This is a genomic window from Vibrio sp. ZOR0018 (genome assembly GCF_963865925.1).
In the GTDB taxonomy this organism is placed as follows: domain Bacteria; phylum Pseudomonadota; class Gammaproteobacteria; order Enterobacterales; family Vibrionaceae; genus Vibrio; species Vibrio anguillarum.
Map to the genome: position 1 here is coordinate 1 of NZ_CAWMCN010000091.1, position 19,547 is coordinate 19,547.

General features: G+C 46.4%; 15 protein-coding genes and 1 riboswitch. Of the genes, 8 read left to right on the plus strand and 7 right to left on the minus strand.

What is annotated here, in order from left to right:
- The 5 genes from AACR75_RS05015 to AACR75_RS05035 form a co-directional block, all read left to right on the plus strand.
- A partial coding sequence (locus AACR75_RS05015; protein ID WP_047688994.1) for a DUF4310 family protein occupies positions 1–296 on the plus strand: 296 nt, incomplete at its 5' end.
- A 45-nt stretch (positions 297–341) separates the two neighbouring features.
- Positions 342–1,505, plus strand: coding sequence for an amidohydrolase/deacetylase family metallohydrolase (locus AACR75_RS05020; RefSeq protein WP_081989728.1), 1,164 nt, complete (start codon positions 342–344; stop codon positions 1,503–1,505).
- Positions 1,489–2,613, plus strand: a complete 1,125-nt coding sequence (locus AACR75_RS05025; protein ID WP_047688996.1) for a DgaE family pyridoxal phosphate-dependent ammonia lyase — start codon at positions 1,489–1,491, stop codon at positions 2,611–2,613. Before AACR75_RS05020 ends, AACR75_RS05025 begins: the two co-directional genes overlap by 17 nt.
- A complete protein-coding gene (dagF, locus tag AACR75_RS05030) occupies positions 2,604–3,350 on the plus strand; it encodes a 2-dehydro-3-deoxy-phosphogluconate aldolase (RefSeq protein WP_047688998.1) in 747 nt (248 codons plus the stop codon). The genes AACR75_RS05025 and dagF overlap by 10 nt, the downstream gene beginning before the upstream one ends.
- Before the next feature lie 106 nt (positions 3,351–3,456).
- Positions 3,457–5,364, plus strand: a complete 1,908-nt coding sequence (locus AACR75_RS05035) for a BglG family transcription antiterminator (protein WP_231564183.1) — start codon at positions 3,457–3,459, stop codon at positions 5,362–5,364.
- A 196-nt stretch (positions 5,365–5,560) separates the two neighbouring features.
- On the opposite strand, the gene katG is transcribed toward AACR75_RS05035, so the two are convergent.
- Positions 5,561–7,735: a catalase/peroxidase HPI gene (katG, locus tag AACR75_RS05040; RefSeq protein WP_017047941.1), complete on the minus strand. Its 2,175-nt coding sequence runs from the start codon at positions 7,733–7,735 to the stop codon at positions 5,561–5,563.
- A gap of 304 nt (positions 7,736–8,039) precedes the next feature.
- Positions 8,040–8,360 carry a DOPA 4,5-dioxygenase family protein gene (locus AACR75_RS05045; protein WP_017046265.1) on the minus strand — a complete coding sequence of 107 codons (321 nt, stop codon included), beginning with the start codon at positions 8,358–8,360 and terminating at the stop codon, positions 8,040–8,042.
- 216 nt (positions 8,361–8,576) lie between these two features.
- On the opposite strand from AACR75_RS05045, the gene AACR75_RS05050 reads away from it, so the two are divergent.
- The 3 genes from AACR75_RS05050 (at position 8,577) to AACR75_RS05060 (ending at position 12,461) form a co-directional block, all read left to right on the plus strand.
- The gene (locus tag AACR75_RS05050; protein WP_019282098.1) at positions 8,577–9,182 is read left to right on the plus strand and encodes a DedA family protein; all 606 of its coding nucleotides are present in this window, start codon (positions 8,577–8,579) and stop codon (positions 9,180–9,182) included.
- A gap of 176 nt (positions 9,183–9,358) precedes the next feature.
- A complete protein-coding gene (locus tag AACR75_RS05055) occupies positions 9,359–10,618 on the plus strand; it encodes a D-amino acid dehydrogenase (protein WP_047689005.1) in 1,260 nt (419 codons plus the stop codon).
- A gap of 298 nt (positions 10,619–10,916) precedes the next feature.
- Positions 10,917–12,461, plus strand: coding sequence for an alanine/glycine:cation symporter family protein (locus tag AACR75_RS05060; RefSeq protein ID WP_047689007.1), 1,545 nt, complete (start codon positions 10,917–10,919; stop codon positions 12,459–12,461).
- Between the two features lie 92 nt (positions 12,462–12,553).
- On the opposite strand, the gene AACR75_RS05065 is transcribed toward AACR75_RS05060, so the two are convergent.
- The 5 genes from AACR75_RS05065 to guaB form a co-directional block, all read right to left on the minus strand.
- Positions 12,554–13,162, minus strand: coding sequence for an acetate uptake transporter (locus AACR75_RS05065; RefSeq protein WP_010320388.1), 609 nt, complete (start codon positions 13,160–13,162; stop codon positions 12,554–12,556).
- Between the two features lie 179 nt (positions 13,163–13,341).
- A complete protein-coding gene (locus tag AACR75_RS05070; RefSeq protein WP_047689009.1) occupies positions 13,342–15,030 on the minus strand; it encodes a chitinase in 1,689 nt (562 codons plus the stop codon).
- A 281-nt stretch (positions 15,031–15,311) separates the two neighbouring features.
- Positions 15,312–16,169: a bifunctional hydroxymethylpyrimidine kinase/phosphomethylpyrimidine kinase gene (thiD, locus tag AACR75_RS05075; RefSeq protein ID WP_047689012.1), complete on the minus strand. Its 858-nt coding sequence runs from the start codon at positions 16,167–16,169 to the stop codon at positions 15,312–15,314.
- A gap of 100 nt (positions 16,170–16,269) precedes the next feature.
- Positions 16,270–16,380: riboswitch (TPP riboswitch) on the minus strand.
- A gap of 49 nt (positions 16,381–16,429) precedes the next feature.
- Complete coding sequence (gene guaA, locus AACR75_RS05080) at positions 16,430–17,983, minus strand: glutamine-hydrolyzing GMP synthase (RefSeq protein WP_017044245.1); 1,554 nt, start codon at positions 17,981–17,983, stop codon at positions 16,430–16,432.
- An 81-nt stretch (positions 17,984–18,064) separates the two neighbouring features.
- Complete coding sequence (gene guaB / locus AACR75_RS05085; protein ID WP_026028100.1) at positions 18,065–19,528, minus strand: IMP dehydrogenase; 1,464 nt, start codon at positions 19,526–19,528, stop codon at positions 18,065–18,067.
- Positions 19,529–19,547: the final 19 nt, after the last annotated feature.

Below are 19,547 nucleotides of genomic sequence, written 5' to 3' on the forward strand. Positions count from 1 at the left end.
TAATCACAGGCATGCTCGCTGGTTTGGCGATTGGTGGCTTAATTGTACTGGCACGTAAATTCACCATCAACCAAAGCGATTCAACCTACGGGGCTGATGTGATGATGGGAGCAGGCAATAGCTCCGGCCGTTTTCTTGGGCCATTGATCATTTTATCTGCGATGGCCGCTTCTATCCCGATTGGGATCGGCTCTCTAGGTGGCGCATTGATTTTCTATGTGTGGGGTAAACCGATTACGGGTGGTGCCATTCTCGGAGCGATGGCGTTAGGAGCGCTTTTTCCTATCGCACTGTAAAACAAGCTGGGGTTTAAATTCTACTGATAATCGCTCTTCGCGCCGATGAGCGAAGAGCGTGAGATGCAAATTATGTATGACATCCTGATCAAAAATGCCCAACAAGCGGGTGGGTCTAGTATCGATATCGCCCTTCAGGGCAACAAAATAGCGGCGGTGGGCGATCTTGCTGGTTCATTGGCAAAACAGACCGTCGATTTAGATCATGACGTTTTTGTCAGTGCTGGTTGGATTGACGGCCACACTCACTGTTATCCGAACTCGCCGATTTATAACGACCACCCCGATAACGTTGGGGTGTCCGGTGGCGTGACGACTGTCATTGATGCGGGCAGCACAGGCACAAACGATGTGGATGATTTTGCGCAGCTTGCAGCGCAATGCACAACCCATGTGCACGCACTACTTAACATCTCGAAAATTGGCTTGTTGCGCCAAAATGAACTGGCCGATGCTAACGACATTGATCTGGATAGCGCAAAGCAAGCACTGCTTCGTCATCCCGAATTTATTGTCGGCTTAAAAGCACGCATGAGCGGTAGTGTTGTCGGCCACAATGGCTTAATGCCACTTCATGCAGCCAAAGCATTACAACAGCAATGCGGCTGCGTTCCATTGATGGTGCACGTCGGTAATGCGCCGCCAGATTTGGATGAGATTGTCGCTCTGCTGGGCAAAGGCGATATTCTCACTCACTGCTTTAATGGCAAACCTAACCGCATTCTTGATTGTCATGGGGAAATAAAAAGCAGCGTTCAACAGGCCAGAGCTCGAGGCATGAAACTTGATATCGGCCACGGCAGTGCCAGTTTCAGTTTTGAGGTGGCTGAGCAGGCCATCGCACAAGGGATTTTGCCCGATACGATCAGTTCTGACATTTACTGTAAGAACCGGCTCAATGGCCCGGTTTACGGTCTTGCACACCTGATGTCGATGTTTTTTACACTCGGATTATCCCATGAGCAGATCATTGAGCGCGTGACGAGTCAAGCAGCGCAAGCACTTCGCCTAGCGAAAAAGGGGCACTTAATTGCAGGCTATGATGCCGATTTAACGCTCTACACCATCAATAAAGCATCGGTTAACTACACCGATACTCATCACCAGCATCGAACTGGACAACAGAGATTTACGCCTCTTGCTGCCATTATTGACGGCAAGCTTGTATTGACTGAACAAGGACAACAGCATTATGTCTTCCATTCTTGAAAAATATCACTTGAAACAAGTGATCAACGCATCTGGCCGTATGACAGCTCTTGGTGTTTCTACTCCGCAACCTGAAGTGGAACAGACTGTCTGTTTTGGGATGAACAACTACTTTGAAATGAGCGATTTGGTGAACAAAACTGGCCAATATATTGCTCGTTTGCTGCAAGTTGAAAATGCAGTCGTCGTCTCATGCGCTTCAGCGGGAATTGCACAGAGTGTAGCGGCAGTCATTGTGCGTGGTAACCCTTATCTGCTTGAGCATCTGCATGCAAAAACGCACCCGATCGCAACGGATATTGTGATCCCCAAAGGGCATAACGTCAATTATGGTGCCCCGGTTGGCAGCATGGTAAATCTTGGCGGCGGTAACCTGATTGAGGCCGGTTGGGCTAATGAATGCAGCGCAGAACAATTAGCCGCGGCAATCACCCCCAATACCGCCGCCATTCTCTACATTAAATCGCACCATTGCGTGCAAAAAAGCATGTTAACCGTGCCACAAGCGGCCAAAGTGGCTCAAGACCACCAGCTTCCGCTGATTGTTGATGCAGCAGCAGAAGAGGATCTACAACTCTATTATCAGCAAGGGGCTGATCTGGTTATCTACAGTGGTGCGAAAGCGATTGAAGGCCCAACCAGCGGTTTAGTGATTGGGAAACATCAATATGTGGAATGGGTTAAGCAGCAATCTGCAGGGATTGGCCGTGCTATGAAAGTCGGTAAAGAAGGCATTTTAGGCCTAACGCATGCCATTGAGTTGTACTTAAGCCGCCAACAAGAAACCGGCCAACAAATGGTGGATAAAATGACGCCATTTATCGAGGGGTTAAACCGTATTGAAGGGATAAGCGCGCGCGTGGTTTGGGACAGTGCAGGCCGAGATATCGCACGTGCAGAAGTAAGTTTTGATGCCAAACAATTTGGTATCAGCGCTAATGAAGCCGTCACACGCCTCCAAAATGGTAACCCAGCGATTTACTGCCGCGCTTACAAATCCAATGAAGGTTCAGTGGAATTTGATGTCCGCAGTGTTTCATCTCATCAACTTGAACTTATTCTTAGCGCCATGAACCAACTGAATCAGGAGTCATTAGAATGTCTTTAAGCCCTAATTTTTACGCTAACCGTGTATGTCTCAATGTGCTGGCGGGCTCTCATCAGAATGCAATTGATATTTATCAAGCCGCACAAGGCCATGTGTTGGTCGGTATGCTCTCGAAAGATTACCCAGATACCGCAAGTGCTGCGGCTGATATGAAAGCGTGCGCTGAAAAAATCGAGAATGCTTTATCGATTGGCCTTGGCGCAGGGGATCCGAAACAATCGGATATGGTGACGGCTTTAGCCGGAATACTACAGCCTCAGCATGTCAATCAAGTCTTTACTGGTGTGGGGGCTACGCGTCAAGCTCTAGGTCAAAATCACACTATCGTGAATGGTTTGATTTCACCATCAGGCACTGTTGGCTTGGTTAAAATCTCAACTGGCCCGAAAAGTTCAGGTATGGAAGAAGCGGTTGTTCCCGTTGATACGGCGATTGCCATGTTGCAAGATATGGGCTGCAGCTCGGTCAAATTCTTCCCAATGCAGGGGCTAAAATGCAAAGCTGAGTACCAAGAAGTTGCCAACGCCTGTGCTCGTCACCACTTTTGGTTAGAGCCTACTGGTGGTATTGATTTGGACAACTTTGAAGAGATCTTACGCATCGCTCTCGATGCGGGTGTAGAAAAAGTCATTCCACATATCTATAGCTCAATCATCGATGAGAAAACCGGACAGACTCGCCCCGAGGATGTGAAAACCCTGCTGGCCATGACTCAAAAACAACTGGCACATTCATAACACCGACGCCGGAGCATGTGCTCCGGCATAACAAAGCGTTGGCTATCTATTGCCTTTAGTGCATTTTACCTTTTAGATAGCGCTGTTCATGCTGGAATAGGAATCGATGATGTACAAGCTACCGCACCCTCGCCTAATTCATTTGTTGGATGCTGTATCCGCCTCGCCTTTGACTCAGGACGAACTTGCGCAACGGCTTAATGTTTCGACACGCACCATACGCACCGATGTCGCGCTGCTCAATAATGTGATGGTCAATCATGGCGCACATCTTCTCCACCAGCGCGGTTCCGGTTACCAACTCAATATCTACAACCCATCAACTTTCGAGCATTTTTTATCGAGGGTGCAAAATGCAGAAACGATTCCAAGGACCAGTAAAGAGCGCATCATCCAGATTCAAGTACTGCTATTAACGGCAGAACAAGGCGTAAAAATTGACGAATTGGCCGAGACATGGAATCTAAGCCGTACCGTTATTCAAAATGATATGGTTGATGTACGCAGCCAACTGGCCACGTTTGGTTTATCGATTGAAAGTAAACCTCGTTTGGGCATGCTGATCCAAGGCCCAGAAATGGCGATTCGCTCCCGTTTAACACAACTTATCTACATCGAACAAAAAGAGACAAAACAAGCTCTGGGCTTTATTAGTACGATTTTCCCTGAAAAATCTCAGCAAATTTTTGCAGCGCGCTTTCGTGAAGTGTTGACCAACCATACACTCTATATCAACGATATTGGGCTGCGTTGGTTAACCCTTTATGCTGCCGTCACACTGCACAGGCTCGCGTGTGGCAAAGAGCTTACCGAATTTTCTAAAAACGATGTTCATGAAACGACGCTACCAATTGCCAAAGCGTTATTTTCTGCGCTACCGATGCTGTTACCCGCCAATAACCATGAAATTGCCGCCTTGGCGATTCACATTCAAGCGAGAATTGCGACGAATCAAGCACTCCTTAGCCAGGGTGTACAGCATGAAGCCGATGCTCTAGTCACTCACATCTTTGATTATATCTATCAAAATTACCCTTACGATGTGCGTGACGATGCGCTATTACACCGCGATCTTCACAACCACGTCTGCCATATGATCATTCGTGTCAAACATCATGTCGCCACAATTAACCCATTGGCCGAGCATATCAAACAGCACTACCCACTCGCTTACAGTATTACCTTATCGGCCATCGCAGACTGGATCAGAGAGACGGGTTACTGCATGACACAGCACGAAATAGGCTATCTTGTGATTCACATTGGTGTGGGGCTTGAACGTAATTACCATTTAGGTCACCGTACACCCAAAGCGCTCCTGTATTGCGACGCCGGTAATGCCGCAACACTTGGGCTAGAAGCGATCATCCGCCGCCAGTATCCGCAATTGGATATGAAAACGGTTTATTCCCCTGAACAGTTGATCACCGCTGATGCCACGCAAGCGGACCTCATTATTACCACCATGCCCTTAGCCAATAGAGAGATTCAGAGCTTTGTGGTTGACCCCTTCCCTACCCAACATCAATTGGAAGAACTGGGCAAACAAGTGTTGGTTGATCGCACGCACTCTTATCTTTTGGATAAGTATTTTTCCAAGGCTCAATTTCTCTACCTTGATGACGTCATTGAGCAATCACACCTCTTTGAGCAGGTTTGCTCGCATCTTGAATCAACGGAGTTGGTAGAGGAAGGATACCGAACTTCACTGCAAGAGCGAGAGAGTTTGGTTTCAACCATGATGGGCGAATACATTGCTCTACCTCACTCGATTGAACTCTTTGCTAAACGTTCGATGGTTTACACCGTCGCTGCACCGCGTGGAATTGAATGGGGTAATGGTGAAAAAGCCTATCTGATCTTTTTCCTCGCCTTAAGTAAATGTGACTATGAAGAGGCGATGGGGCTGTATGATCTTTTCCAAGTGCTGATTAATAAAAAATTAGGTAAAAGTCTGTCGCAATGCGAAACCTTTAAGCACTTCAAAACACTGGCGCACTTGGAATTACAATAAAATATATCGCTGTGTGATGCTTCCTAGATGCCCTCTATTTTTTAGATACCATCTGTTTTTAGGTTCCATCTGTTTTTAGAAACACTCGTTTTTTAGGGACCAGTCTTTTATAAACAAGCCGTTTAGATAGAAAACCGAGGCACGACAAGGCCCTCGCTAAGAGGGCCTTAATATCAAGATTACTGAGTGAAGAGGTTTACAACACGTCGAAGCGATCGGCGTTCATGACCTTGGTCCAAGCAGCGACAAAGTCTTTGACGAACTTCTCTTTGTTATCGTCCTGCGCGTAAATTTCAGCGTATGAGCGCAAAATGGAGTTTGAGCCAAACACCAGATCAACACGAGTCGCTGTCCATTTTGTTTTACCGCTCTTACGCTCAACCATATCGTAAGAGTTACGGCCTGTTGGCTTCCAAGTGTAATTCATGTCGGTGAGGTTAACGAAGAAATCGTTAGTCAACGCCCCAACACGGTCTGTCAATACACCATGTTGACTGCCGCCATAGTTTGTACCGAGCACTCGCAATCCACCAATCAATACGGTCATTTCTGGGGCGGTCAGGCGCAATAGTTGCGCTTTATCTAACAGCATCTCTTCTGGGTTAACCACGTAATGTTTCTTTTGCCAGTTACGGAAACCATCCGCCAGTGGCTCAAGCACATCAAACGATTCCACATCCGTTTGTTCAAGCGTTGCATCACCACGTCCGGTAGTAAAAGGCACAGTAATATTAACGCCTGCCGCTTTGGCCGCTTGTTCAACACCGACGTTACCCGCCAAAACAATGGTATCGGCGATGCTAATACCCGCATCAGCAGCAATTTTATCCAGAACAGCCAACACTTTGCTGAGTCTTTCTGGCTCATTACCTTGCCAATCTTTTTGAGGAGCCAAGCGAATGCGCGCACCGTTAGCGCCACCACGTTTATCGGAACCACGGAAAGTACGAGCACTATCCCATGCGGTGCTGACCATCTCACTGATGCTTAAGCCGCTGGCCGCTATTTTTGCTTTTACTGCATCCACATCATAATCTTTACGACCTGCGGGGATGGGATCTTGCCAAATGAGATCTTCTGCCGGAACATCAGGGCCAAAGTAACGCGCTTTAGGCCCCATATCACGGTGAGTAAGCTTAAACCAAGCTCGCGCAAACACTTCAGAGAAATACGCTGGGTCTTTGTAGAAACGCTCTGAGATCTTGCGATATTCAGGATCCATCTTCAGCGCCATATCGGCATCGGTCATCATAGGGTTATAACGAATGCTTGGGTCTTCCACATCAACCGGTTTATCTTCCTCTTTGATGTTGATTGGCTCCCACTGCCACGCGCCAGCAGGGCTCTTCGTCAGTTGCCATTCGTAGGTAAACAACAGGTGGAAGAAGCCGTTATCCCACTGGGTTGGGTGCGTAGTCCATGCACCTTCAATACCACTGGTGACGGTATTACGGCCAATGCCGCGACTGGCATGGTTATTCCAACCCAAGCCTTGTTCGTGCAAGTCCGCCCCTTCAGGATCTGGCCCTAAGTTCGCAGCGCTACCATTACCATGCGCTTTACCCACAGTATGCCCACCCGCTGTCAGCGCCACGGTTTCTTCATCATTCATTGCCATGCGCTCAAAAGTGACGCGCATGTCATGTGCGGTTTTAAGCGGGTCTGGATTACCGTCAACGCCTTCAGGGTTTACATAAATCAGGCCCATCATCACGGCAGCAAGCGGGTTTTCTAGATCGCGCTGACCGGAATAGCGGCTATTTTCTCCGCCACTTGGCGCTAGCCACTCTTTTTCTGAGCCCCAATAAGTGTCTTTTTCTGGGTGCCAAATATCTTCACGACCAAAAGCGAAACCAAAGGTTTTAAGCCCCATGGATTCATAAGCCATATTACCCGCCAAGATCATCAGATCTGCCCAACTGATTTTGTTGCCGTATTTTTGTTTGATTGGCCACAATAAGCGACGAGCTTTATCTAAGTTGGCGTTATCGGGCCACGAGTTAAGCGGAGCAAAACGCTGGTTGCCAGAGCCCGCGCCACCGCGACCATCTGCAATTCGGTAAGTCCCAGCGGAGTGCCATGCCATGCGGATCATCAAACCACCGTAATGCCCCCAGTCGGCAGGCCACCACTCTTGGCTATCGGTCATTAGTGCTTTGAGATCTTTTTTCAAGGCATCAACATCCAATGTTTTTAGCGCATCGCGGTAATTAAAATCCGCCCCCATTGGGTTGGTTTTCACGTCGTGCTGGTGAAGAATGTCAAGATTCAGTGCTTTTGGCCACCAATCCATGTTCGATAGTTCAGCAGAGGTTACTCCGCCGTGCATGACAGGGCATTTACCGCCCGAATTCATACCTTTATTCTCCATTGCGTTCTCCTTGCTTCGCATTACTGCGGCTATTTAAGTGTGCTTGATTTATTCTAAAAACACTCAGCACGGTCGATATTGGCTGAACATTCACTGTATTAAATTCAAATGCAACAAAACTTAGAACAACATCATGTATATACAATAACAACGAGAGGTGATGAGCCTGCGGTCACGACTTGTTCGAAAAACCTTTTTCTTCAAAACCTTGCCACGATTATTGTTTCTGCTGCGTTCTGTACAGACTAGACAAGATGAGCATTAAACACTAATTCACTGTGGCTATTAATTTGATAGGCATCCTCTAACGCAATACGGCTAAGTTCACCCCTAAAGTCTCTCCTAACCACAGAACTTGTCCCTCAGAATGGTCATACCTATCGTCTCCAGAAACCGGATGGATTAACACGCTAAGACCTTCCCGATGTTCATCTAGCCACTCAATAAATCCGTGGCTATTGTCAGCAAGGTGTACTTCAAACATCGGCTTTAAGTGCGGGCCAACAAGCCTTGGTACTAAGCCAAACATGGCTTGTACATCATGTCGTTGTTGGGCAATTTTTTGTTGTACGCGCTGTGCTTTTGCTTGCTCTGCGAGATCAAAATAAACATGGGCATGAAACATAAAATAACTCCTCTTGATTTTTAAGCAGTGTACTACGCCAAAAGAGCATAGAAACCACAACAAATTTGCTGATGATTTTCAGCTAATTTGAAGGTACTAACCACAACGTATTCTATTTTAAGAGCCAAGAAATGGGCATTATCACACGATGACGTTGATTCAAACGAAGAACCAGCGTATTAAATAACCTCAAACTTTCGATGGTGGATACCCGCTTTGCAACCTATCAATCAACTGCTCCTCTCAATGCAGCCGTTATTGGAACAGTACGGCTACCTAGCACTGATCATCAGCATCTTTTTCGAAGGGATTGGCATTCCGATGCCCGGCCAATCGCTCATGATTGCCGCGTCCATTTTGTCATCCAATGGCGTAATGAATTTCTCTCTTGTTATGATTGTATCGTGGCTAAGCTGCTTTATTGGTAATAGTTGCGGCTATCTACTCGGCTATTATTTTGAGGGTTGGTTGGATAAAAAAGGCTATATTTCAGGGGCTAAATTTCAAAAACTGCAAAGCGCTATTCAAAAATACGGCCCGATTTGCTTAATCATCAGTCGCTTTGTTGAGGGGATGAAACAATTCATGCCATTAGCCTGCGGAGTGGCGAAAATGCCCATCAGAGTATTTTTACTGGGTAACGTGCTTGCCACCACAGTTTGGGTCGCGGTCTTTGGTTTACTCACCCATTTTGCATTTGAACATCTTCACCAAATCAGCCACTTTTATTCTGCTTACCGCTATTGGATCTGGGCAATGGCCGCTATCACTTTTATCGTTATGATTTATGCAGTATTGAAACATAGACACACTCAGCGCTGATAGCGACCTGTCTCTGACTTCATTTCCCCCCTTTTGTCATCACCACATAAAAATAAGTGCAGGGGCTAATGATTGTGTTTCCACTCAATTTGATGTTTGATGTTGCCATTATGTGAACATTTACACCAACTCTGAATGTGCTCAAAGAACACACTAGGATGATTTAAGGAGACAACATGGACGTGATCGTCTTAGGTAGCGGCGTCATCGGGCTAACCAGCGCATGGTATTTATCACAAGCGGGCCACCGAGTAACGGTGGTGGATCGCCAATCACAAGGTGCAAAAGAAACCAGTTTTGCTAACGCAGGGCAAATATCTTACGGCTACTCTTCCCCTTGGGCTGCACCCGGCATCCCACAAAAAGCGTTAAAGTGGCTGTTTGAAGAGCATGCACCGTTGAAAATAAAACCATCTATCGACCCACAGCTGTTGGCGTGGATGGGTAAAATGTTATTGAACTGCCAGCAGGATCGTTACAACATCAATAAAGCCCGAATGCTGGCGATTGCCAATTACAGCCGCGTTTGTTTGGCTGACCTGAATCAGCAACATAACCTGCAATATCAAGGCCGTCGGCTTGGAACGTTGCAAGTATTTCGCAGCGAAAAACAGCTACAAGCGATACAAAAGGACATCAAACTACTCGAGCAAAGTGGGATTCGTTATCAGCTTCTTGATGTCGATGGGTGCATTAAGCAAGAGCCGGGGCTTGCTCTTGTACGCGATAAATTGCGAGGTGGTTTGTACCTCCCCGACGATGAAACCGGAGATTGCTATCTGTTTTGCCAACAATTAACAGAGCTCGCGAAAAGCCGTGGGGTGCAATTTCTGTTTGATACACAAATAAAAACATTAACCACTGATGGCAAAAATATCACCGCTGTCCAAACCGATAAAGGTGAGCTAAAAGCAGACAAATATGTCGTCGCACTCGGCAGTTACTCTACCGCTTTACTGGCGACATTGGGTATCTCCATTCCTGTTTATCCAGTGAAAGGGTACTCACTAACGCTGCCGATTGTCGACGCCGAACTGTCCCCACGTTCAACGGTAATGGACGAAACATATAAAGTGGCCATCACTCGTTTTGAGGATCGAATTCGTGTCGCGGGCACGGCAGAGTTAGCCGGGTTTGATCCTGCCTTGCCTGATGCGCGCAAAGCAACCATTGCAAAAGTCGTGACCGATCTCTTTCCTCAAGGCGGTGATTTAGCACAAGCTGAATTCTGGACAGGCTTTAGACCAATGACGCCTGACGGGACCCCGATTATAGGCTCCACTCCATTTGAAAACCTCTACACCAATACCGGACATGGAACCTTAGGGTGGACGATGGCTTGCGGATCTGGACAGCTTCTTGCCGACATTGTCAGTGAGCAAACTTGTGCTTTACCAATTCATGAGTTGAATCTCTCTCGCTACCTCACCAACTAGTCACAATAGAAAATGCTTATTATTAGCTAAACCTTAGTGGAAAGTTATTATGCATAATGATTCATCCGAGAGGATTTAATTTCCAACCTTTCGGGTGACCAACCCATATGCGCTGAAATTTTAGCCAATTCTAATTAACCCACCTATTATTTAACATTTCATTAGCATTTTGTGTTCCTCATCACGCTAACGATTATTCACAGACAAATAAATTAACATCTAAGTTACAAAAAGATTAATATGTTGCCCACAAAGCAAACACAACACTCACCAAAACTACTAAAATAGGGAAATGCATATGCAGTCATTTGTTGATTTTCTGAATGGAATAATCTGGAGCCCGGCGCTAATTTATTTATGCCTTGGTGCGGGTTTATTCTACTCAATTGTGACCCGATTCGTTCAGGTCCGTCACTTTTTTGAAATGTGGCGACTTCTTCTTTCCGGAAAAAGCTCAACCAAAGGGATATCCTCTTTCCAAGCTTTGGCCGTTTCACTTTCGGGACGCGTCGGTACGGGTAATATTGCAGGCGTAGCCGCGGCAATTGGTTTTGGTGGCCCTGGTGCTATTTTCTGGATGTGGGTAGTGGCCTTTTTTGGTGCCGCGACTGCTTATGCTGAATCAACTCTGGCACAAATTTATAAAGAAGAAGATGAAGGTGAATTCCGTGGTGGCCCCGCTTATTACATCGAAAAAGCGATGGGACAAAAATGGTATGCATGGATCTTCGCCATTTCCACCATCTTTGCTTGTGGTGTGCTTTTACCTGGCGTGCAATCCAACAGCATTGGTAATGCCGTAGAAGCGGCTTTTGGGGCTGGCCCAATCATTGAAACCACTATCGGTAGCTTCACTTTTGCTAAGATTTTTACTGGTACCGTAATGTCAATTATTTTAGCTTTCATCATCTTTGGTGGTGTTAAGCGTATCGCTAACTTCACACAGGTCGTGGTGCCATTTATGGCTTTGGCCTATGTCATTACTGCGTTTGTTATCATCCTGCTTAACATCAGTGAAGTACCACGTATTTTTGCCATGATCATTGGTGATGCGTTCACACCAATGGCAGGTATTGGTGCTGCGATTGGTTGGGGGGTAAAACGAGGTGTTTACTCAAACGAAGCAGGCCAAGGTACTGGACCGCACGCTGCGGCTGCCGCGAGTGTTGATCACCCAGCGCAGCAAGGTTTAGTGCAAGCATTTTCTATCTACATTGATACTTTGCTGGTCTGTTCCGCAACCGCGTTCATGATTCTGATCACTGGTGCTTATAACGTACACGGCGGCGCAGAAGGTGCATTTTTAGTACAGAACATCGCGGCGGATATTAGTGCCAATAGCCCAGTATTTACCCAAATGGCGATTGAGAGCGCACTACCGGGCGTGGGTAAACCTTTTGTTGCATTTGCTCTGTTCTTCTTCGCCTTCACCACGATTTTGGCATACTACTACATTGCTGAAACGAACATTGCTTACATTCGCCGCACCTTTAAAGTCGATGGCCTGATGTTCCTTCTTAAAGTAGTGATCATCGCAACGGTATTCTACGGCACAGTGAGAACCGCGAACCTTGCTTGGGCAATGGGTGATGTGGGCGTGGGTTTGATGGCGTGGCTAAACATAGTCGGGATTTTGATCATCTTCTTTATGGCTAAACCAGCTATTGCAGCACTCAAAGATTATGAAGAACAACAAAAACAAGGTGTCGATGAGTATCTTTTCAACCCAGTAAAACTCGGCATTAAGAATGCGACATATTGGGAAGGAAAATATAAACGCAAAACGGGACAAGAACCAACCGTAGAAGAAAGCTCCGTGGGTGTTGAACAACCATCATCCTAACGGATTAGCTAAGCTCATCAGCAAAAAGCATTCAAGGTAAACGTAAAAAGGGTTAGCAAACGCTAACCCTTTTTCTTTTTCATCAACCCGTATTAGGCTGCGATTTCTTGTGTCGTCAACTTTTCGACAACAGCGTTTTGCGCTTTCTTTTCACCAATCGGTAAAATAACACGGCCATATTCATTATTCAGAACTTGAGCCATTGCAAAATAAATCGCACTTGCGCCACAGAAGATGCCTTCAAAGCCAGCAATCGTGCCGATAAGCTCGCTACCAGTGAAATCACGCGCAGCTAGTAAAGCAAATAGAATGGTCAGTGAGCCGAATACCACTTGTTTAGCGCGTGGGTAGCACAATGAACCGATAAACATGAAACCAGTGAAAATGCCCCACAACGCTAAGTACCAACCCATAAAGTGAGCAGGGCTTGCTGGTAGTCCCATGTATGGCATGACAATCAGGCCAACCAATGTGAGCCAAAATAGGCCGTAAGAGGTAAACGCTGTGGTACCAAAAGTGTCACCACGTTTAAAACACATGATACCCACGATGACTTGACTTAAACCACCGTAGAAAATACCCATCGCCAAAATCATAGAGTCGATAGGGAAAAAGCCTGCGTTATGGATATTAAGCAGGATAGTCGTCATGCCAAAACCCATTAGGCCTAGCGGCGCTGGATTGGCCAATTTAGTAGACATTCGCGAGTACCTTAAAAAATGTTGATAAAAATTACGCGCGGATTTTAGTGGAGTAGCACACAAAATGGAAAGAACGTTAACGAAAACTAAGATTGTAAATTTAACCACTTGATTGTTCAAAAAGAGAGCAGAGCAACCGAATTCGATCGTGCTGCTCTCCTTTTGCTAAATGTTACTCTCTATTGACAGTTTATTTCATCCCAAAACCAGTTACTTTGCGTGGGTGATTCCCATACTCCGGGGTTATTTTTAGCTATAAAACACTTTCCATTATGCGTAATTTTATCGCCATTTTTTGCAACAGTAACCCCTGCAACCCAGCTTGAAAAATCACTGCTTGGTGGCGTAGGCTCTGGCGTGACGGGCGGTTCTGGCTCATTGACCACTGGTGGTGGCTCAACAGGGGCAGCTGTTGTGGGCGCTGTTGAGCCACCTGTAATAAGCTTCCAAGGATCACCTTGAGTGGGTTCATTACCTTGTGACCACCATTTAGCTTCATAAGTAGCGCCTTTATAGCTCACCTTATCGCCCGTGTTATATACCTTTGTTGCTTCCCAGCCGACGATGCCATCCACTGGTGGCTCTGGTGGCGTACCGGGATCAATCGCATCCACAACACGCACTTGGGGCCAGCTAGAATGTGAACCATAAAAGTTAGTCACACATTTTTCGTAATCACCAGCAACAAGGGCTGAATACGCGGTTTGGAAACCAACCAGTTCACATTCAAACGAGTAGCCACCTGGGCGATCAGAGTAATATTTCCAATTACCATCCCAGTTGGTATACAGCACATCCGTCGCACCGTTCAAATTTAAGCTACCGTAAGGCGTTTGCTGCCAACAGGTATTCTTTTCATCAGACTCAATCGGTATTTGATAATGATCGGCTAGCCCTTCCCAGTAGCGAATGCGATTAACCGGTTGACCTTTATCTTTGTTCTGTTCACCGCACTCAATGCCGCCATTGATAACGTTAATTGTGGTGCCAAAACCATAGCCAATACCAGCATCGCTTTCACGTTGCGAAGGTGTCCATGTACGGTCAATTACGTGCAACATTGCCGGTTTCGGTGCTTGAGGAGTTAAGAAGAACCAAATCGCTGAGGCTAAATTCAACCAAGAATCCGCTACTAATCCGGGGTTATTGAGTAGTACTTTGGCATCACCATCAAACATCACTTCAGAAAAAGCGCCATAGTTGAAATGGTAAGAGAGCTGCTTCGCGCCACGACCAAAATAACCTTGCCCAGCGGCGCACGGCCAACGAGCATTTTGCCAATCATTTTGGCCACAACCGGTTGTGTAACCACTTTGCCCTTCAGACCAACCCATTTCACGCACATGAACCAATGCTTGCTGCCATTCTTCAAGCCTATTCGGATTATCAGATACGTTGTCTTTCGCAATGTGACCACCAGTTTCTTGTGAGAAATGGGCAAAAGCCGTCACAATGGATTTTTTACAAATTGCGTCTGAATCTCGGCCATCCGTATATTCGCCACAAAATGCGGGGAATTTGCCAATTGCCCGTAAGAAGCGTGTGTAGGTGTATTCGGGAGCCGCCATTTGAGTTAAGAAATCCCATTCGTACTGTGGAAAGACTCGTTCAACACGCTTGACGTTTTCAGGGTTAGAACTTAACCCCGGTACTATTGCTTCAACAATCGCATTCGAACTCGTTTCTAGTGCTTTCGACCAGATGGCATACATGGGATCCGCTGTTTTGGCTTTTTCTGCCGCTTGTAGCTCTACTTTAGAGACAATATAACCCGCGGAATTTTCAGGGTCAGGTAAGATATTTAACGCGTAACTGTTTGCGGCTAAGACACTGCTAATCAGCACGGCTAAATGCTTTGTTTTCAACATATCAATCCCTTATTTTTTGCTTAGTGGGTACGGTGAAAATAGTATGGATAGCCGAGCCATTGTTGACAGTGAAACTTATTAATTAAATGTCAAAATGCGAGTGGTTTCATCATGATGTAAACCAATTATCGTACAGCGACATCGCCCTTTGAAGGCAAGTCGATAAATATGAAAAAGCCTCAAAAAAGCTTGAGGCTTTTAGAGTCTAATCTATTTTTCATCAGGTTAAGTGAACAACCAATGTCTCAAATCTCTCAAACATCATCGCATCGGCAATGGCTTTAGCGCACATGAACGTGGCCTGTAAAAAAGTGATGAACTGGGCCGCGACCTTGGCCAATATCCAGCTCATCGGCATGGCCAATGGCTTGCGATATGTACTGCTTAGCCAAATACACGGATTTGTGCAGGTTATTTCCCTGAGCAAGGTAAGAAGCGATTGCAGAAGAGAGAGTGCAACCCGTCCCATGGGTATTTGGGGTTGGAAAACGCTTCGCACTGAGTAATTCTGACGAAGATTGCATGATCAAAAGATCATTGCTGTTTTCATCTTGTTCTAAATGCCCACCTTTTAGCAGCACCGCCTTTGCACCCAACGCTCGTAAATCAGCCACCATACCGCTCATTTCGACTCCAGATTGAGGAACCGGCTTGCCAGTAAGTACTGCTCCCTCAAATAAATTGGGGGTAATAATGTCAGCCAAAGGGATCAATATTTCTTTTAATGTACTGATTGCCGATTGCTCAAGTAATAAATCACCACTGGTCGCCACCATCACGGGGTCAATCACAAGGCTCTTGGGTTGGTATTGCTGCATTTTTTTGGCAACGATCTTGATGATACTGGCATCGGCTAGCATGCCAATTTTAACGGCCACGATCTTCAAGTCGCTAAAGACGGAATCTAACTGGCTTTCGATGTGATCAAGTGGAATGGGGAAAATGGCGGAAACGCCTTGAGTATTTTGTGAGGTAATGGCGGTAATAACGGAACATGCGAAACTGCCGGTTGCCGATATCGCTTTGATGTCGGCTTGAATACCTGCCCCTCCACCGCTATCAGACCCTGCGATAGTGAGTACAACAGGTATGTTTAATAGCGTCGTTTCTTGTGTGTGTTTCTGTATTGGTTGTGCCATGGTCGCTCCTATGACAAGACATACAGGAACTGACTTTGACCGTGGTTTGGAAAGTTCGGTAATCGAATTTACAAAGGTTAGCCGTTGTTATTCGGCTCGTGACAAAGTGCTCATAGTTCCCTACGTCAGTATTAACTGAATCAGGTTCGACGGGTCTCGAATTTCGATCTCAGCCGATGCAGAATCTGCATCGGCTCCCCGACTATTTCGCAGCAATCATAACAGGGCACTCACCGAAGGAGTACGCTTTTCTGGAGGAATTATTCCCACTCAATCGTGGCTGGTGGCTTACCTGAAATATCGTAAACCACACGAGAAATACCATTCACTTCATTGATGATACGGTTAGAAACCTTACCCAAGAACTCATAAGGCAGGTGCGCCCAATGTGCTGTCATAAAGTCAATGGTTTCCACAGCGCGTAGCGATACAACCCAATCGTATTTACGTCCATCACCCATAACGCCTACCGAACGAACAGGTAAGAAAACCGTGAAAGCTTGGGACACTTTGTTATACAGATCAGCGGCATGCAGCTCTTCAATGAAAATAGCATCGGCGCGGCGCAGCAAATCACAGTACTCTTTCTTCACTTCGCCCAACACGCGTACGCCAAGGCCTGGACCAGGGAACGGATGGCGGTAAAGCATGTTGTAAGGCAGACCAAGCTCTAGGCCAATCTTGCGCACTTCATCTTTGAAAAGCTCACGCAGTGGTTCAACCAATCCCATTTCCATATCATCAGGCAAACCGCCAACGTTATGGTGAGATTTAATAACGTGCGCTTTACCTGTTTTAGAGGCAGCCGATTCAATCACATCTGGGTAAATCGTGCCTTGCGCAAGCCATTTCGCATTTTTCAATTTCTTTGATTCTTCATCGAAGATATCAACAAACACATGGCCGATGATTTTGCGTTTCGCTTCCGGATCAGACTCACCTTGCAGTGCGTTGAGGAAACGATCTTCTGCATTAACATGAATGATGTTTAAACCAAACTTGTTGCCAAACATATCCATTACTTGCTGAGCTTCATTCAGACGCAATAGGCCGTTATCAACGAATACGCAGGTTAATTTATCGCCAATCGCTCGGTGAGCCAGCATCGCCACAACTGACGAATCTACACCACCCGATAGGCCAAGGATCACCTCATCGTCGCCGACTTGCTCTTTAATACGAGCAACCGCATCTTCGATGATAGACTCAGCCGTCCATAGACGCTCACAACCACAAACGTTGAGAACGAAATTCTCAAGCATTTTTAGACCGTTTTTGGTGTGCGTGACTTCTGGGTGAAATTGCACGCCATAATATTTTTTCTCTTCATTCGCCATTGCCGCATAAGGACAAGTTTCCGTTTGCGCTGTTTTGACAAAATCAGCCGGAATTTGCACCACTTTATCACCGTGGCTCATCCAAACGTCTTGCGTTAGCTCAAGGTCGCTAAACAGGGCCGATTCACCCATTAGCTGTACAGCTGCATAACCAAATTCACGTTCCTCAGAACTGGCCACTTTTCCGCCCAACTGTTCAGCCATGGTTTGCATGCCATAACAAACACCAAATACAGGTACGCCAGAATCAAACACATATTGTGGCGCACGCGGAGAGTTGGCTTCAGTCACGCTTTCAGGACCACCAGAAAGAATAATGCCATCTGGGTTGAATTCACGGATGTCCGCTTCTTCAACATCCCAGCTCCACAGCTCACAATAAACACCGATTTCGCGAACACGGCGGGCAACCAGTTGTGTGTACTGAGAGCCGAAATCTAAGATCAGAATACGTTGGTCATGGATATCTTTAGTCATTTAAGGTCAATCTCAATCATTAATGTAGTGGATGGGGAGTATCGCGCTCCCCATAAGCTTCAAGCTATTCGTGGTTCGTCATTAACCCAAGCGGTAGTTTGGCGCTTCTTTGGTAATTTGAACATCATGCACGTGTGACTCTTTCATACCTGCACCAGAGATACGAACAAACTCGGCTTTAGTGCGCAGATCTTCGATAGTGGCCGAGCCAGTTAAGCCCATGCTTGAGCGTAAACCACCCATTTGTTGATGAACGATCTCTTTTAGACGGCCTCGATAAGCGATACGACCTTCGATCCCTTCAGGTACAAGCTTGTCAGCTGCATTGTCAGATTGGAAATAACGATCAGAAGAGCCTTGAGACATTGCACCCAGCGAACCCATACCGCGGTAAGCTTTATATGAACGACCTTGGAACAAAATAACTTCACCCGGAGCTTCTTCAGTACCAGCAAACATGGAGCCGACCATCACGCAAGATGCACCAGCAGCAATCGCTTTACAAATATCGCCAGAAAAACGAATACCGCCATCAGCAATCACAGGAATACCGTATTGATCAGCCACTTCAGCTGCATCAGAAATCGCCGTAATTTGAGGAACACCAACACCCGTTACAATACGCGTTGTACAGATTGAACCCGGGCCAATACCGACTTTGACCGCGCTTACGCCCGCGTCAATTAGAGCTTTCGCACCGGCACCCGTTGCAACATTACCGCCGATAATATCGAGATCAGGATAAGCGGCGCGCGTTTCACGAATACGGTTAAGTACACCTTCTGAATGGCCATGAGAAGAGTCAATCAATAGAACATCCACTCCCGCTTCCACTAATGCTTTTACGCGCTCTTCATTGCCAGCACCGGCACCAACAGCCGCACCAACACGCAAACGCCCTTGTTCATCTTTACAAGCATTCGGTTTGCGTTCTGCTTTATGGAAATCTTTCGCGGTGATCATACCAGTCAGTTTGAATTCATCATTCACTACCAAGACTTTTTCAACACGCGCTTTGTGCATGCGCTCTTGTACATCCTGACGAGATGCGCCCTCTTTAACTGTGGCTAAGCGATCTTTTGGTGTCATGACTGCTTCAACTTTTTTTGTTAAATCAGTAACAAAGCGAATATCGCGGCCGGTGATGATACCGACAAGCTCATTGTGATCGCTCACCACAGGGAAACCGGCAAAACCATGTTTCTCTGTCAAAGCAATCACATCTTGAATGGTTGCATCAGGGCGAACTGTTACTGGCGCAGTGACTACACCCGCTTCAAAAATTTTGACAAGACGGACTTGTTCAGCCTGCTCTTCAATGGGCATATTTTTGTGGATAAAACCAATACCACCCTCTTGGGCAAGAGCGATCGCAAGGCGAGCCTCTGTCACTGTATCCATAGAAGCTGAGATCATCGGAATGTTCAGTGCGATATTTTTGGTCAGCTGAGTATGGAGATCGGCTGTGTTTGGGAGAACGGTGGAGTGTGCTGGTACGAGAAGAACATCATCGAATGTCAGCGCTTCTTTGGCAATTCTTAGCATTTGCAATATCTCACAATTA

Coding starts and splice junctions, on each gene's coding strand:
- guaA (WP_017044245.1), bottom strand. CDS start 17,983: ATGACTAAAGATATCCATGACCAACGTATTCTGATCTTAGATTTCGGC.
- dagF (WP_047688998.1), top strand. CDS start 2,604: ATGTCTTTAAGCCCTAATTTTTACGCTAACCGTGTATGTCTCAATGTG.
- AACR75_RS05070 (WP_047689009.1), bottom strand. CDS start 15,030: ATGTTGAAAACAAAGCATTTAGCCGTGCTGATTAGCAGTGTCTTAGCC.
- AACR75_RS05045 (WP_017046265.1), bottom strand. CDS start 8,360: ATGTTTCATGCCCATGTTTATTTTGATCTCGCAGAGCAAGCAAAAGCA.
- AACR75_RS05035 (WP_231564183.1), top strand. CDS start 3,457: ATGATGTACAAGCTACCGCACCCTCGCCTAATTCATTTGTTGGATGCT.
- AACR75_RS05060 (WP_047689007.1), top strand. CDS start 10,917: ATGCAGTCATTTGTTGATTTTCTGAATGGAATAATCTGGAGCCCGGCG.
- AACR75_RS05025 (WP_047688996.1), top strand. CDS start 1,489: ATGTCTTCCATTCTTGAAAAATATCACTTGAAACAAGTGATCAACGCA.
- thiD (WP_047689012.1), bottom strand. CDS start 16,169: ATGGCACAACCAATACAGAAACACACACAAGAAACGACGCTATTAAAC.
- AACR75_RS05065 (WP_010320388.1), bottom strand. CDS start 13,162: ATGTCTACTAAATTGGCCAATCCAGCGCCGCTAGGCCTAATGGGTTTT.
- AACR75_RS05055 (WP_047689005.1), top strand. CDS start 9,359: ATGGACGTGATCGTCTTAGGTAGCGGCGTCATCGGGCTAACCAGCGCA.
- katG (WP_017047941.1), bottom strand. CDS start 7,735: ATGGAGAATAAAGGTATGAATTCGGGCGGTAAATGCCCTGTCATGCAC.
- AACR75_RS05020 (WP_081989728.1), top strand. CDS start 342: ATGAGCGAAGAGCGTGAGATGCAAATTATGTATGACATCCTGATCAAA.
- guaB (WP_026028100.1), bottom strand. CDS start 19,528: ATGCTAAGAATTGCCAAAGAAGCGCTGACATTCGATGATGTTCTTCTC.